Origin of the sequence: Sphingobium sp. BS19, assembly GCF_027925545.1 — a bacterium.
Classification (GTDB): Bacteria; Pseudomonadota; Alphaproteobacteria; order Sphingomonadales; family Sphingomonadaceae; genus Sphingobium.
Genome location: NZ_BSEF01000010.1, coordinates 79543 through 95326, shown reverse-complemented (window position 1 = coordinate 95326; position 15784 = coordinate 79543). Strand labels below are relative to the sequence as shown.

Annotated in this window: 14 protein-coding genes; 9 read left to right on the top strand and 5 right to left on the bottom strand. The window is 62.6% G+C overall.

What is annotated here, in order from left to right; translation table 11 throughout:
* The first annotated feature begins 4 nt into the window (after positions 1-4).
* The 5 genes from gnd to QMG56_RS12960 are packed head-to-tail and all read left to right on the top strand — an operon-like array spanning position 5 to position 4173.
* On the top strand, positions 5-988 hold the full coding sequence (gene gnd / locus QMG56_RS12980) for a phosphogluconate dehydrogenase (NAD(+)-dependent, decarboxylating) (protein WP_230189174.1): 984 nt from the start codon (positions 5-7) through the stop codon (positions 986-988).
* Complete coding sequence (zwf, locus tag QMG56_RS12975; RefSeq protein ID WP_230189173.1) at positions 985-2415, top strand: glucose-6-phosphate dehydrogenase; 1431 nt, start codon at positions 985-987, stop codon at positions 2413-2415. Before gnd ends, zwf begins: the two co-directional genes overlap by 4 nt.
* Positions 2412-3227 carry a Cof-type HAD-IIB family hydrolase gene (locus QMG56_RS12970; protein WP_281822827.1) on the top strand — a complete coding sequence of 272 codons (816 nt, stop codon included), beginning with the start codon at positions 2412-2414 and terminating at the stop codon, positions 3225-3227. The genes zwf and QMG56_RS12970 overlap by 4 nt, the downstream gene beginning before the upstream one ends.
* Positions 3224-3430, top strand: a complete 207-nt coding sequence (locus QMG56_RS12965) for a hypothetical protein (RefSeq protein ID WP_230189171.1) — start codon at positions 3224-3226, stop codon at positions 3428-3430. The genes QMG56_RS12970 and QMG56_RS12965 overlap by 4 nt, the downstream gene beginning before the upstream one ends.
* On the top strand, positions 3427-4173 hold the full coding sequence (locus tag QMG56_RS12960; protein WP_230189170.1) for an HAD-IIB family hydrolase: 747 nt from the start codon (positions 3427-3429) through the stop codon (positions 4171-4173). The genes QMG56_RS12965 and QMG56_RS12960 overlap by 4 nt, the downstream gene beginning before the upstream one ends.
* A 138-nt stretch (positions 4174-4311) precedes the next feature.
* On the opposite strand, the gene QMG56_RS12955 is transcribed toward QMG56_RS12960, so the two are convergent.
* From QMG56_RS12955 to QMG56_RS12935, 5 genes are all read right to left on the bottom strand, one after another.
* Positions 4312-5601, bottom strand: a complete 1290-nt coding sequence (locus QMG56_RS12955; protein WP_230189169.1) for a glycoside hydrolase family 130 protein — start codon at positions 5599-5601, stop codon at positions 4312-4314.
* A gap of 234 nt (positions 5602-5835) precedes the next feature.
* Entirely contained in the window at positions 5836-7419 is a 1584-nt protein-coding gene (locus tag QMG56_RS12950; protein WP_281822826.1) for an oleate hydratase, read from the bottom strand.
* A gap of 176 nt (positions 7420-7595) precedes the next feature.
* Positions 7596-8633 (bottom strand): alcohol dehydrogenase AdhP, encoded by a 1038-nt coding sequence (adhP, locus tag QMG56_RS12945; RefSeq protein WP_230189167.1) that lies wholly within the window; start codon positions 8631-8633, stop codon positions 7596-7598.
* 57 nt (positions 8634-8690) lie between these two features.
* The gene (locus QMG56_RS12940) at positions 8691-10211 is read right to left on the bottom strand and encodes an aldehyde dehydrogenase family protein (RefSeq protein ID WP_024018492.1); all 1521 of its coding nucleotides are present in this window, start codon (positions 10209-10211) and stop codon (positions 8691-8693) included.
* A gap of 226 nt (positions 10212-10437) precedes the next feature.
* Positions 10438-11661, bottom strand: coding sequence for a retropepsin-like aspartic protease (locus QMG56_RS12935; protein WP_024018491.1), 1224 nt, complete (start codon positions 11659-11661; stop codon positions 10438-10440).
* Positions 11662-11874: 213 nt separating this feature from the next.
* On the opposite strand from QMG56_RS12935, the gene QMG56_RS12930 reads away from it, so the two are divergent.
* From QMG56_RS12930 to QMG56_RS12915, 4 genes are all read left to right on the top strand, one after another.
* Positions 11875-12237: a hypothetical protein gene (locus QMG56_RS12930; protein ID WP_024018490.1), complete on the top strand. Its 363-nt coding sequence runs from the start codon at positions 11875-11877 to the stop codon at positions 12235-12237.
* Between the two features lie 225 nt (positions 12238-12462).
* Entirely contained in the window at positions 12463-14181 is a 1719-nt protein-coding gene (locus QMG56_RS12925) for a copper resistance system multicopper oxidase (RefSeq protein WP_031308709.1), read from the top strand.
* Positions 14182-14225: 44 nt separating this feature from the next.
* A complete protein-coding gene (locus QMG56_RS12920; protein ID WP_375713691.1) occupies positions 14226-15116 on the top strand; it encodes a copper resistance protein B in 891 nt (296 codons plus the stop codon).
* A gap of 48 nt (positions 15117-15164) precedes the next feature.
* Positions 15165-15614, top strand: a complete 450-nt coding sequence (locus tag QMG56_RS12915; protein WP_024018487.1) for a four-helix bundle copper-binding protein — start codon at positions 15165-15167, stop codon at positions 15612-15614.
* The last annotated feature ends 170 nt before the right edge of the window (positions 15615-15784 follow it).

Here is a 15784-nt window from a genome sequence, read left to right as displayed (position 1 = left end):
GCACATGCGTATAGCGATGATCGGCCTCGGCAGAATGGGAGCCAATATTGCGCGCCGTCTGATGCGCGGCGGTCACGAGATCGTCGCCTTCGATCGGAACCCGCCGCTGGTGGACATGCTGGCCGGCGAAGGCGCGACCGCCGCCGCTTCGCTTGAGGAGGTCGCAGCCAAGCTGGAGAGCCCGCGCATTTTCTGGGTGATGCTGCCGGCTGGGCCGCCGACGGAGAGCACGATCGAGATGCTGATGGGCTTGGCCTCCCCAGGCGACATAATTATCGACGGCGGCAACAGCTTCTACAAGGACGACATCCGCCGGGCGAAGCTGTGCGCCATGAAGGGGCTCCACTATGTCGATGTGGGCACCTCGGGCGGTGTGTGGGGCCTTGACCGAGGCTATTGCATGATGATCGGAGGCGATGCCGCGACGCTCGACAGTCTCGATCCTCTCTTCGAGGCCATGGCACCAGGCTTTGGGACGATCGCACGCACACCGGATCGCGGCGGTCCCAACGAGGACACCCGCGCCGAGAAGGGGTATATCCATGCCGGTCCAGCCGGCTCGGGCCATTTCGTCAAGATGGTTCACAACGGCATCGAATATGGCTTGATGCAGGCCTATGCTGAGGGGTTCGACATCCTGAAGGGCAAGTCATCCGCCAAGCTGCCGGAAGACGAGCGCTTCGACCTCAACCTCACTGACATCGCCGAGGTCTGGCGCCGCGGCAGCGTGATCTCGTCCTGGTTGCTCGATCTGACGGCGACGGCGCTCGCCAAAGACCAAATGCTGGAGCAGTTCTCGGGGCAGGTCGCGGATTCCGGCGAGGGTCACTGGACGATCGAGGCGGCAATGGAGGAGGCAGTCCCTGCCTACGTGCTCTCAGCGGCACTGTTCGCGCGCTACCGCAGCCGAGTCGACACGACGTTCGGCGACAAGCTGCTCTCGGCTATGCGGTTCGGCTTCGGCGGCCACGTCGAGATGCCGCAATGAGCGATGCTCTGACTGCACCCTCTGCTACCTTCGTTATCTTCGGCGCATTTGGGGACCTCGCCCGCCGATTGCTGATACCCGCGCTCGTTAACCTCGCTCGGGCCGGCTTGCTGAATGAGGACATGGCGCTCGTCGGTGTCAGCCATCATGACAGCGACGACGAGCAGCTGCGCCAGGCGCTTGACGAATTCGTGAAGGACGATGCCAACTGGCCATGGCTCCGCAGTCGTATCCGCTATTTGAAGGGCGATTTCGCCGATTCGACTATGTATCAGGCTCTCGGCAGCCAACTTACCGGGAACGCGATCTTCTACCTCGCCACCGCGCCGGCCTTCTTCGGTACCGTCGTCAATCAGCTCGGCGATGAAGGGCTGCTCAACGAGACCGATGGTTTCCGCCGCGTCGTGATCGAAAAACCGTTCGGGACCGACCTTGCCTCCGCACAGGCGCTGAACCGGCAAATCCTTTCCCGCGCCAGCGAGTCCCAGATCTACCGGATCGATCACTTCCTTGGGAAGGAGACCGTACAGAACATCATGGTCACGCGCTTCGGCAACACCATGATGGAAGCCGTCTGGAACAACCGCTATGTCGATCATGTCCAAATAACGGCGGCCGAGGCGGTGACCGTCGGCACGCGCGGCAGATTCTACGATGCCACCGGCGCATTGCGCGACATGGTTCCCAATCACCTCTGCCAGCTGCTGGCGCTGATAGCGATGGAACCGCCGATCAGCTTCGATGCCGATGCGATCCGGACGGAGAAAGAGAAGGTCATTGCCGCCATCCGCCCGATCGACCCCACCGAGGCAATTCGCGGGCGCTATTGCTCCGGCGCCATCGCTGGCAAGGCCGTCTCCGCCTATCTCGATGAGCCCGACGTTGACCCTGCCAGCCGCACGGAGACCTTCGCCGCGCTCAAGTTGCACGTGGAGACGTGGCGGTGGTCGGGCGTGCCCTTTTATCTGCGCACCGGGAAGGCGCTGGCGACACGTGATACCGAGATCGTCGTCCAATTCCGCGACGTGCCGCTGGCGCTTTTCCAGGAGACGGTGGTGGACCGGCTGCCCCCCAACCGTCTTGTGGTGCAAATTCAGCCCGACGAGGGCATCAGCCTTGAGTTTGTGGTCAAGCGGCCTGGGCTCGTCGTGAACACCGCGCCGGTCGCCATGGATTTCCGCTACCGGGACCATTTCGACGTGGGCCACCAGACCGGCTACGAAACTTTGCTGTATGACGTGCAATCGGGCGACCAGACGCTGTTTCAACGTGCCGCGCAGATCGAAGGCGGCTGGCGCGCCGTGCAGCCGCTCCTCGATCTGTGGGCGCAAGGCACCCCCGAGGAATACGCCGCAGGCAGCGCCGGCCCCGAAAGTGCAGATGCGCTGATGCACCGCTCCCACCGACGCTGGCATCACCTCGGATGAGCGACCCTATTCGCCTAATCGTTTCCGATATAGATGGCACGCTCCTCCGCCAGGACAAAACCCTCTCCGACGGTGTGATCTCTGCGGTTGGACGGGCCAGGACGGCTGGTATTGCGGTGAGCCTGATCAGTGCCCGCCCGCCCAGCGGCATGCTCTGGATCGCGAAACGGCTGGAGCTCACAGGCGTCATCGGCGCCTTCAACGGCGGCACGATCGTCCGGCCCGACGGGACTGTCGTTTCGGCAGATCAGCTTGATCCCGAATGCGCCGCGCGAGCACTCGCCCTGCTTGAGCACCCGGCCGTCACGCCGTGGCTGTTCTCGGGCGGCCTCTGGTATGCCCAAGCAACCGACGATGTGTATGTTCCGCGCGAGCAACGCGCGGCAAGCATTGAGCCGATAATCAAGGACGACTTCGCGGCATTGCTCGCTCATCCCGACAAGATCGTCGGCGTCAGCGGTGATCATGCATTCCTCGCGCGACTTGACGGCGAGATCGCGGCAGCGCTCGGACAGTTTGCGACTGTCGGCCGTTCGCAGCCTTACTATCTCGACATTACCGCTCCCCAGGCCAACAAGGGCGATGGCGTCGCCGCGCTGGCAGCCGCGATCGGCGTACCGCTCGCCAACGTTGCCGTGCTCGGCGACGAGCGTAATGACCTGCCGATGTTCGCGCGCGCCGGCCTCTCGATTGCGATGGGGCAGGGTCCCGATGCGGTCCGCTCCGCCGCTGACCAGGTGACCCTGTCGAACGAGGAGGACGGCGCTGCCCAAGCGATAGACAATATCATCCTGATGGAGGCTTCGAGATGATCGAGCCTGGCCAAGAGCGGATCCGCCGCGACATCTTGGAAAGGTGCACCGCGTTCGGAGGGCCGTCAAAGCCGGCTATCGCGCAAGCGATCCTCGATGCAACCGTCGCACCGGTTACCGTCCGCCTGAAGAATATCGAACCCGATCGCTCGAGCGCCGCCTATCCGCCGAGCGACAGCACCCTGATTGGAGTCCACCGATGAAGCGACTCATCGCCTTCGACCTTGACGGCACCCTGGCCGAGAGCAAACAACCTATAGACCAAGAGACGGCCGAGTTGCTTGCCAAGCTGCTTGATCTCGTCGACGTCGCAGTGATCTCCGGTGGCGACTGGCCTCAGTTTGAAGCACAAGTCGTGTCGCGATTGCCCATCAGAGCTGACCTCCGTCAGCTGTTCATCATGCCAACCACAGGCACCAAGCTCTACCGCTTCACGGATGTCTGGAAGCCGGTCTATGCTGATGTATTCGACCCCGACGAGCGCAGGCGCATTCTTCAGGCGTTTGAACTGGCCCCAAGGGAAGTGGGCCTTCCGGACGAGAGGACATGGGGTGAGCGGATCGAGGACCGCGGGAGCCAGATTACTTTCTCTGGACTTGGACAGGAGGCGCCGCTCGACGCAAAGAAAGCGTGGGATCCCGACTTCGCCAAGCGCAAGGCACTGCATGCAGCGCTTCGATCACGACTGCCCGAGCTGTCCGTCAACGTGGGGGGATCAACCTCCATCGACATTACTCGCCAAGGCATCGACAAGGCTTATGGAATGCGCCGTCTTTCCGAGGAATCCGGCATTCCGCAGTCGGCTATGCTGTTCATGGGAGACGCGATCTATCCCGGTGGCAACGATGATCCCGTTCGCACAGCCGGAATCGACGTAATCCCCGTGCGAGACGTGGCGGAGACCCGGACCGTGATGATGGCAATTCTCGCTTGCCTCACACCCTGATCCGATTGCCATGGCATGGAATCCCCTGTGCACAGCCAACATCGCTAAACGACGCGCGCCGCCCCGAATTGGCGTTCGTCTTCCTTGAACGGCATCCACCGCTCGAACAGTCAGCAATTCCCAATCAGTTCGAGTGACCTACTCCATCACACTTAGGAGGTTATCAATTGAGACCGTAGCGAAGGCAGTGAAGCTGTCAGCCACCCCATAGGGTAGTAACATCGCCCGATCTTGAACGATCGCACCGCAACTATAGACAACGTTGGGTACGTACCCGTCCCTCTCGTGCGGACTCGGGGCGAGTACCGGGCGCGGCGTGCGCGCCAGCAGCTTTGATGGGTCATTCTTGTCGAGCAGGCATGCGCCAATGCAATAGTTGCGAACCGTACCAACGCCGTGGGTCATCACTAACCAGCCTTCGTCAATCTCGATCGGCGACCCGCAATTGCCCATCTGGACGAATTCCCAAGGGAATTTTGGTGTAATGAGCTTTTCGCCACCTGCCCAGTTAAGCAGTTCATCGGAGAAGTGAAGCCAGATGTTCTTGCTGTCCTGACGCCCAAGCATGGCGTATTTTCCCGCTATGCGGCGAGGGAAAAGGGCCATGCCCTTTCCACTCGAGGCCTGGCCGGTCAGGACGCGCATCTCGAACGATCTAAAATCGGCCGTGCTCAGCAATTCCGATCGCACTTGGCCACCGCCGAACGCTGTATATGTACCATGGTAGCTGATGCTGCCATCATCCTCGCAGAAGCGAACAAGGCGCGTATCCTCGATACCCTGCGTTTGGCTCGGCAGGACCGGGAAAAGCACTGTCTCCGAGATCGTGCGACTGCCGGCGCAACACAGGCGTGCTGCTATGCCCTCCCCTCTCCCGCACGTATCGATGAGGGGCGATACCGATGTCGGGCTGGGATCATCGACCAAAAGTGCGCCGCCAGGCGTCCAGGTGCCGGTGCGGAACGTCACGGAAGATACATGCCCCTCGCCGATGCCTCGCAGCGACATCACGAAACGAAGCGTGCCCTCGGGCAGACCCGACTGGTCGGGATGGAGCACGGCGCTTGGGTTGAACAAGGCGGCGGCCTCATATGCAAATTCTTCGCTGCAGTAGGCGCCTATTAATCGCCGCTGCTTGGCGTTGATACGATCGGCACCCGCGATCCCGCTGGCGACTTCGTTGAACCGGCGAAGCAACATCGCATCGACGTCGCGGTGGTTCTCGTCCAGGGATAGTGTGACGCCTTTCAGCTGACGCGCCAACTCAGCCTCATCGAGCGCCACGATCAGATCGACAGTCTCCTGGGTGCGGGACGTGCCGCCGTCGAAATCTCTGGGATAATTCGGCTCAAAAGGACGGACGACGGTGCGCGATGGATCGGGTCGAAGAACGCGATCATAGAAGTTTAGCTTTGCGCGTGAGGTCATGCTGATCGGTCTCCATTCGAATAATCCGCGCAGATCAATAAAGGCGCGAGCGCCAATATCGCGAGCCCGTCCTGGGCCCGACATTCGCCCTCGGTGGATGGCACTGTCGCGTCGGTAGGGCATGGTGCCTTCGCGCCGAATTGGGATTGTTACGTAGCCATTTCAGTGCCGCGCGCAGCGCACCAGGGAAACGTGATGCCTGCGTTTGGCCTGCTCGATCGAATGCGCGATGTTCTAGCGGAATGCCTTGATCGCCGCGCTCAGATTGACCCTGGCAGATCGATCGTAGTGACTGACTGGCGGGATCTGCGCATCGATTCCGAGAAGCTGATAGACCGCCATTTGCGCGGCCCGCACCGAATATTCGACGGTGAAGACGACATCTTCGGGTATTTCGACGAACTGACTGACAAAGGCGAGATTCCGCGTCGTTTCGGGAACCGGGAACGGCCGTTCGCCTTTCGAGCGCGGCATGAACATGCTCGTAATATAGGGCATCCGGCAGGGGATGCAGTTTGCCGTTTCAAAGACTGTCATGTCGATATTGAGATGGCCACATAGCTCGATCAGAAGGTCCTCCCCATAGCAGGCTGACATCGGCTTTGGCACGAAATCGCCGATGCGATCGGGGTGCAGAGCATACCCCCAGAACACCCGGCTCGTCGCCGGCTGGTCGGGGAAATGCGGTTGATGCGCCAATACCACCGACATCAACCAGCTCGAATCCTTGAAGGTCACAAGTCCGCCCGTGCCCGCCACGTTTCCGGTGAAGGATTCCATATGGTCGAAGAAGCGCGTGTTTCCCTGCGTGACCGTGAACGATATCCAGCAAGATTCGGCGATCGAGCTATTGAAGGCGGCTGGGTTCCCAAAGCCGGGATGCTCCGCGGCGAGCTTCTCCCATAGGGCCCACCCGCCGCTGTCATGTTTCGTCCGATGCGGCGGCGCACTGGTCATGGATCCCAGGCTCGAGGCGTCGGTCATCGAACCGTTCTGAAAAAAGACGAGGTCTTCGGGTCCGACGTCAATGGCTTCGGCCGCTTCGCCGTGGCGCAGCAGGATGCGGCTGACCGCTGACTTGCCGCCGATCGGGGCGAGGACGAGGTCTGTGACCAATGTGTCCCTGGCGAAATGGACGCCCCGTTCTTCGAGCCAGGCGGCCAGAGGACGGACCAGGGAATCATATTGGTTGTAGACCGTGCGCTTTACGCCCGCGAGCGTTTCGATCCTCGAGAATTCCTTGATGAAACGATGGAGGTAGCGCCTGAATTCGACCGCGCTGTGCCATGGCTGAAAGGCGAAGGTCGTTGCCCACATATACCAGAATTTGGTCTCGAAAAATGAAGGCGAGAGCCAATCGGTAATCCGTGTGGCGCCCAATCGCTCTTCACTGGCGACGGAAAGGCTGAGCAATTCCAGCCGGTCGTTCATCGAGAAGCCCATCGAGGTCACGTCGAGGATGGCACAATCGCGGTCGATCAGGCGTGCCTTCGAATGCGATCGTACACGTTCGTTGAACGCGATCGTCTCCTCGAAGACGGTCAAGCCGGGATGTTCGAGCGAGGGGATCGTCTTGAACAGACCCCAGGTGCATTCGTAATTATCCGTTGTCAGCATCCGGCCGCCGCGCATCGAATAGCCATCCGATGCGCTGCCGGCGCCGTCGAGGCTGCCGCCAAGGATCGGAAGCATTTCATAGACGGTAATGTCGCTGCCCTTCAGGCCACCGTCGCGGATCAGGAAGGCCGCTGCGGCCAGGGAGCCGATGCCGCCGCCGACAAGATACGCTTTTCTACCGCTTGCCATGTTGTTCTCCACTGGCGCCAAGTGGCGCCATGATCGAAATGAGCCGGAGTCCCGGTCCGAGCGATGCCACTATGCCGGGGGCCGACGGCGCGGCGGGTCTCACCAAAAGATCGGACCTGCCGGGACGATGTGGGCGCACGCACGGGTGGTTGGCACAGGCGGGGCACACCGTCAGAGCATTCGCTTGGTCAGTGGGCGCCGCCCTCGAAATCGATCACGATCCGCCCCTCGATTTCACCGTGATGCATGCGCGCGAAGATGTCGTTGATGTTCTCCAACGTGTCCGTCGTGACGGTCGCGCGAACCTTGCCCTCCGAGGCAAAATCTAGCGCTTCCTGCAGATCGAGCCGCGTGCCGACGATGGAGCCACGAACAGTGATCCCGTTCAGGACCGTGTCGAAAATCGACAGCGGAAAGTCGCCTGGCGGAAGCCCGTTCAACGCCACCGTGCCGCCCCGCCTGACCATGCCGAGTGCCTGCTTGAATGCGATCGGCGACACGGCGGTGACAAGTGCGCCATGGGCGCCCCCGATCTCCTTCTTGATGAATGCCGCGGGGTCGACGTTGCGCGCGTTGACGGAGAGATCTGCGCCCAGTCGCTCCGCGAGCGCGAGCTTGGCGTCGTCGATATCGACGGCCACGACATTGAGCCCCATCGCCTTGGCATATTGCACGGCCATATGCCCGAGACCGCCGATGCCCGAGATCGCCACCCAATTGCCGGGCCGTGTGTCCGTGACCTTCAGCCCCTTGTAGACCGTCACGCCGGCGCACAGGATCGGGGCGATGTCGATGAACCCGATATTGGCCGGCAGGTGACCGACATAGTTGGGATCGGCGAGAACATATTCGGCAAAACTGCCATTCACCGAATAGCCGGTATTCTGCTGGGCCTCGCAGAGCGTTTCCCATCCGCCGAGGCAATGAACACAGTGCCCGCAGGCGGTGTAGAGCCAGGGGACGCCGACACGGTCGCCCTCCTTCACATAGGTCACGCCGCTACCCACCGCGACCACATGACCGACACCCTCATGGCCGGGAATGAACGGTGGATTGGGCTTGACCGGCCAGTCCCCCTCGGCCGCGTGAAGGTCTGTATGACAAACGCCGGTCGCCGCGATCTTCACCAGGATCTGGCCCGGGCCAGGCATCGTGACCGGCACTTCCTCGATCACCAGCGGTTGGCCAAATTCGCGTACGACCGCAGCTTTCATGGTCTTGTTCATCGTGGTGTTCCTTGCAGAGGCGGCCGCGCGGATTGGCCGCGGCCTGGGTGAGCCGGGTCAAAAGAGGCCGAGGGCCGTCTCGTCGTAGCTGACCAGCAGATTCTTGGTCTGCTGATAGTGGTCGAGCATCATCTTGTGGTTTTCACGCCCGAACCCGGAGGCCTTATATCCTCCGAACGCCGCGTGCGCGGGATAGGCATGATAGCAGTTGGTCCACACCCGACCGGCCTCGATCGCGCGGCCCAGCCGATAGGCATGATTGCCGTTACGGGTCCACACACCGGCGCCCAATCCGTAGATGGTGTCGTTGGCGATCGAGATCGCGTCCTCGATCGTCTTGAACGGGGTCACCGACAGGACCGGCCCGAAAATCTCCTCCTGGAAGATCCGCATCTTGTTGTTGCCGACAAACACGGTGGGCTCGACGAAGAAGCCGTCGTCGAGCTCGCCTCCCGGACGGGCGCGCTGCCCCCCCGTCAGGCACTCGGCGCCTTCCTGCTTGCCGATGTCGATATAGCCCAGGATCTTGTGGAGCTGGTCCTCCGACGCCTGCGCGCCCATCTGCGTGAGCGGATCGAGCGGGTCGCCGACCCGGATCGCCGCGACGCGCGCGACCGCCCTTTCGACAAACCGGTCGAAGATCGATTCGTGGACCAGCGCGCGCGAGGGGCAGGTGCAGACCTCACCCTTGTTGAACGCGAACAGGGCGAAGCCTTCCAGCGCCTTGTCGAGGAAATTGTCGTCCTCGTTCATGACGTCCGCCAGGAAGATGTTCGGGGACTTTCCGCCCAGCTCCATCGTCTGCGGGATCAGGTGCTCGGCGGCATAGCCCATGATCTGCCGGCCGGTCGTCGTTTCGCCGGTGAAGGACACTTTCGCAATCCGCGGATTGGCCGCGATCGCGCGTCCGACCGACCCACCCGGTCCGGTCACGATATTGACCACCCCCGGCGGCAGGATATCGGCGGTCAGCTCGGCGAACAGCAGCAGCGAAAGCGGCGTCTGCGAGGCGGGCTTGATGACCGTGCAGTTGCCGGCCGCGAGCGCCGGGGCAATCTTCCAGGCCGCCATCAGCAGCGGGAAATTCCACGGAATGATCTGTCCGACGACGCCCAGCGGCTCGCGGAAATGATAGGCGATCGTCTTCTCGTCGATTGTCGAGATCGACCCTTCCTCCGCGCGGACGCAGCCGGCGAAATAGCGGAAGTGATCGATGGCCAGCGGCACATCGGCGGCGCGGGTCTCCCGGATCGGCTTCCCGTTGTCCATGGTCTCGGCCAGCGCGAGCAGCTCGAGATTGTCCTCGAGCCGGTCAGCCACGCGATTGAGGATCCTTGCGCGCTCGGCGGGGCACATGCGCGCCCAGCCCTCCTTCGCCCGGTGGGCAGCATCCAGCGCTGCCTCCACATCCTCTGGCGAAGACTTCGCGATCTCGGCGAGCTGCCGGCCGTTGATCGGACTATGGTCCGTAAAATATTCGCCGCGTATCGGCTCCACCCATCGTCCACCGATGAAGTTGCCATAACGCGACGGTGCGTGACCCTTCGCCCGGACGGTGTCGATCGCTTGCTGGAACATGAAACATCTCCGCTATACATGGCCCGGCGCCCAGGTGTGCGGCACCGCGGACTCAATATTCTCCCTCGCAGGAGGGCTGCGTTGCGGATGTGCGAGATGACGACTTTGCGAAGTATTGGGATTGTTACGTAGCGGCTGATAGAGCAATCCGGGGCCGGTTGGATGCGGTGTCGATCGGCAACAAGAAGCCGTGCGTCGCGACCGAACGCCGACACGGGCGTCAACGTCAGTAATAATCTGCGAGCGTCAGCAGCCGCACGATACCGGATCCGTCGACGAGCCTGAAGTGGGTGCCGGCAGGAAGGAAGCGCCAGCGCCAAAGCTGCCCACGCGTGTAGCTTGCATTGATTGGCCGCCCGTCGATACGGACGATCCGATCGCCGACCGACCAGCCGCTCTTCTCGGCCGGACTATGGACCGCGACATGGGCGACGGTCAGGGCGGAAGGCGAAACCGCCAGGCCGAAGCCTGAACGGTCTTTCAGCATCGGGAGCCTGTGTTTTGGCGGCGCCGGACGCAGCCACAGGCTTTCCGCAGTGATATCCATGATCACATCGAATTGCGCGATGAGCGGCAATCCGATGCTCCCCACCGCGCTGTCGGATTGCCAATGATCCAGCCCCGCCACCGGCACCCCGGCAATGTGCACTTCGCCGATAACAATGTCGTCCAGAACAAAGGCGGTCACAATCTGGACCCCATCAAGGCTTCCCAGCGCCGCGGTCGACCGGGCCTTGCCGGCGAGGAGGTCCTGCGCAGCGACAAAGGGGGTAGAGAGCATGAGCGCATTTGCGCTCCCGAGATCGAAAATGAGTTGCACGGGGCTCCCGCCCCCGATCGACGCTGTGACCAGCAGTTCGCTGCGAGTCCCGTGCGTCAGAGGAAGGCGACGCCAGCCGCTCCCGCCGGCAAAACTCCCCGTCGGGGCGAAGCCGATCCGGTCCTGCGTGAAGTCGAGGGCGACACAGCGCCCCGCCAAGATGTCCTCCCCCAGGACCAGATCGATCGGGCGCCCGAATGCGGACGATATCGCCGCAAGGTCGCTCACGATGGCGAACGGCAAGCGCCTGCGATCGTCGGCGACGGTGAGGGCAACGTCGCTGATCTCGGTGACCTCGACGCGGCCACCGGTGCCGCGAATGATCCGTTTCCCGGATGGGGCGATATCCAGACTCTCCACCAGGCGCGTATTGATGATCGAAGCGGCGCTTCCGCTGTCTAGAATGGCGCGGACGGGACTGCCGGCCACCTCTGCCGAGACCATCAGCGTATCGCCCATCGCGATCTCCGCTGACGTCCAGGCAAAGGAACCCCACCCATCGCCTGCGCGGGCGAGAGACGTCAGAGGGAAGCCAGCCGACGAGGCGCCCAGGAGCGACGCGGCGGACAGGCCGCGGGCGAGAAGCGTCCGGCGATGCATCCTGTGATAAGCGTCCGCGTCGTTTTCCAATCTGCCCTGCCTGCTTCTGGAAAACCGCCCCGTTCGATCGACGCCGCACAGGCGGTCTCATTGCCCGGCATGATCGTTCGCATGCTGCGCCGGCGGCAGGCATCCGTAACAAAACGTATATTTCCCGAACGGCTCGAACGGCACTTCTGCTGGCATCTTCAAACGGATCGAAATCTTGCGGTCCCCACGTCCAATTCTTCGAGGAGCCAAGTCATGCAGAATATTTTCCGTAGCAAAGCTGGCCTGATCGTCCCCGCCATCGCTGCGCTTGTCGCGCTCTCGGCGACGCAGGCTTGGGCGGATGAGGCCCCGCCGGTGCCGGCAAAAGTCGTCAAGCACCAGAACCACGAGGCGCATCAGGCCCATCAGGCAGGGATGAAGCATGGCGCGAGACAGATGCATGACGAGATGATGCACGACCATCAGATGGGCGTGAACGCGTCGGGCGGCATGCAGATGGGATGTGGCGGGGCGGCCGGGTGCAAGGACAAGATGCCGATGGCGCCCAAAGCGAAGCCGGACCAGGCGCCGCCCGCCGCCAGCATGCCCGCCACGCCGATGAGCGACGACATGTAGGAAGCGCGGAAGTGAAGGGCCGACAGCGTTGGCGAGACAGATGCGAGGGTCCGGCAGATACGGATGTCTCCACCGGACGCTGATCCTGCGCGCCTTTCACTTCCTCGGCCGGGTTTCATGCGCCCCTGACCCCGCCTGCCCGGTCGGCCGTCTCTGCGACCATGCCCCCGCGGGGCAATCGGCTCCGCGGCGTCTCTTCAGGTCTGGTTCCGAAAGTTCAAATTGATGCGGACTCTACTTCCCCCGCTTGCCGATACGACCACCGGTCGCCGAGGCTTCGTGCAAGGTCTTTTGCTCGCGACAGCCCTTGCCACGCTGGGTTGGCCCGCGCACGCGCTCGCGGCACCGGCGGTGAAGACGCCGGACGTGCTGAGCGGCACCGAGATCGATCTCGACATCAGCCGGGTCACGGTCAACTATTCCGGAAAAGCGAGCGTCGCCACGGCCGTCAACGGGAGCGTGCCGGGCCCGCTGATCAGGCTGCGCGAAGGCGACGCTGTAACGATCAGGGTCAAGAACAGTCTGGATGAAATGACCAGCATCCATTGGCATGGCCTGATCCTGCCGACGGACATGGATGGCGTGCCAGGGATCAGCTTTGGCGGAATAGCGCCGGGCGAAACCTTTACCTACCGCTTTGTCGTGAAGCAGAGCGGCACCTTCTGGTACCATGCTCATACATTGGCGGAGCAGACGGGCCTTTATGGCCCGATGATCATCGAATCGAAGAGCGAGACGCCCCTCGCCGCCGACCGCGACTATACGGTCATGCTCAGCGACTGGACGGACGAGGCTCCGCTTCAGGTCTATCTGAACCTGAAGAAGATGAGCAGCTATTATAATTTCGCGCAGCCGACCGCCGGCGATTTTGCGCGCGATGCCGGCAAGCTCGGGCTGGGCGGTGCTTTGTCGAAGCGCGCGATGTGGAACAAGGCGCGCATGAATCCGACCGATCTGAGCGACGTGTCCGCCGCCACCTACACCTATCTCCTGAACGGCGCGCCCTCCGCCAGGCACTGGACGGGCATCGCGAGCAAGGGCGAAAGGGTTCGCCTGCGCTTTATCGGCGCCGGAACCGCCACCTATTTCGACGTTCGGATTCCCGGCCTGATGCTCACGGTCGTCGCCGCCGACGGACAACCCGTCGAGCCGGTCGACGTGGATGAATTCCGGATCGGACCCGGTGAAACCTACGACGTCATCGCGACCATCGCGGACGACAAGGCCTATGCGATCTTCGCCCAGTCCATGGATCGCACCGGCTTTGTCCACGGCGTGCTCGCGCCGCGTGACGGCATGAGCGCGGACATTCCCCCGGTCGATCCGCGCTCCTGGCTCGATCCGATCGACATGATGGGTGGGATGGCCGGGATGGCGGGGATGGGACCGGCCGGTCACGACCATGGCATGGTCGAGACGACACCCAAAGCCCGCCATGCGCGTACCGAATATGGTGCCAATACCGACATGCGCGTCGACTTTCCGCGTACCAATCTCGATGATCCCGGCGTCGGGCTGCGGCGCAATGGGCGCCGGACCCTGACCTATGCGGATCTGAAGACAGCAGGGCCGGCGGCAGACCCCCGCGAACCGCAGCGCGAGATCGAACTCCATCTGACCGGCAACATGGAACGCTTCGTGTGGGCATTCGACGGCGTGAAGCTCAACGATTCGAAGCCCCTGCATTTCACCCCGAACGAACGGCTCAGGATCATCCTCGTCAACGATACGATGATGACCCACCCGATGCACCTGCACGGGATGTGGAGCGATCTTGAATCGCCCGACGGACAGTTCCAGGTCCGCAAGCACACCATTTCGGTGCAACCGGCCCAGCGCGTGGCCTTTCGCGTGACGGCCGACGCGATGGGCCGGTGGGCCTTTCACTGCCACCTTCTCTACCACATGGCGGCGGGCATGTTCCGCGAGGTGGTCGTGGCATGACAAGCTCGCGCTCAACTTGGTTGCTGGCTCTCACCGGGCTCGCGATGACCACCATCACCGAACCCGCGCTCAGCCAGCAGGTGAAACCCGCGGGCAACGCCGAGGCCGCCAGCTCCAATGATCAGGCCATGCCGCCGGATATGCAGATGGGCGACCAGCAAAAAGATGGCAGCAGCGCGCCCCCGATGAACATGCCCGGCATGGACATGAGTGGCGGAAAGCCCGGCGCCGATGCGCGCGACCCGGACGCTTATTCCGACGGCTACAGGAATTCGACGCTGCCCGGCTATGAGATGGCCGACAAAATTTCGGTGGCCAAGGTGCTCGTGGATGAGCTCGAGTTCCTCACGAACAAGCAAGGCCAAGGCATCAGCTGGTCGGGTCAGATTATCAATGGCCCGGACAACGACAAACTCTTGCTGCGGAGCCAGGGCCTGAAACAATCCGGTGAGCGGCTTGATCCGGAATCCTCGGTCGAGGCGTTCTGGTGGCACGGACAGCGCCCGTTTTGGGGAACGATCCTTGGCGTGCGTCAGGACATCGGCCCGGGAGCCCATCGCTGGATCGCCGGGGGGATCGAGGGCCTGGCCCCCTATTGGTTCGATGTCCAGCTGACCGGCTACGTTGGAGACGATGGCCGTCTCGCGGCACGTCTGAAGGCATCCTATGACGTGCTGCTCACCAACCGCCTCATCCTCGTACCGCAGCTGGAATCGAACGCCTACAGCAAGGCGGCTCCCGAGCGCGGGCTCGGCGGAGGCCTGAGCAACCTCGAGCTCGGCTTGCGGATGCGCTACGAGATTCACCGAAAAGTCGCTCCCTATGTCGGCTTTGTATGGGAGCGCTCCTTTGGTGAGACGGCGGATTTTCGTCGCCTTGCTGGCGAAAATCCCACCGAACACCGGTTTGTGGCTGGCTTACGGATCTGGTGGTGAGACGCGCGCTGAACCGCAGCGGCTAAACTTTTTGGAAAGGACCAAATCATGCTTGATCGTCGCGCCGTCATCGGTTCGGGACTCACCTTCGCGGCGCTTACCGGGGCTGTCGCCGCGGCAGGCCCGGCCATCGCGGCGCCAAGGAAGCGTGGTGACGGCATGATGACGCTCGACGAGTGCGTCGACAGCTGTATCGCATCGCACCGCATGTGCCTGGAAACCGCGCGATACTGCACCGAGCAAGGCGCACCGGCTCATATCGAGGCGACGCACATCGCTTTGCTTCTGGACTGCGCGGAGCTCTGCCAGACAACCGCCAATTCCATGCTGCGCCGATCGCCGCAGCATGCCCTGTTGTGCGACGCCTGTGCCCGGATGTGCGAAGCCTGCGCGCGCGATTGCGCGAAGATCTCCGGCGACGCCCGCATGCAGGCCTGCGCCCAGACCTGCAGGGATTGCGCGGCGAGCTGCAAGGAAATGGCCAGTATGGGAATGTGATCTGGCCGGTCACCGCTTGCCTCCGGATCCGCACCCGACGTTCATTCCGCAAGCCACGCGACCGGCCAATCAGCCGCGGGCACGATCGTGCCAGATTTCCGCTGCGGACCGCATGTTTGCCGGCCCCAGGCCACCCGTCTGAGCCAGCAACAACTTCCCGGCGCTTTGCG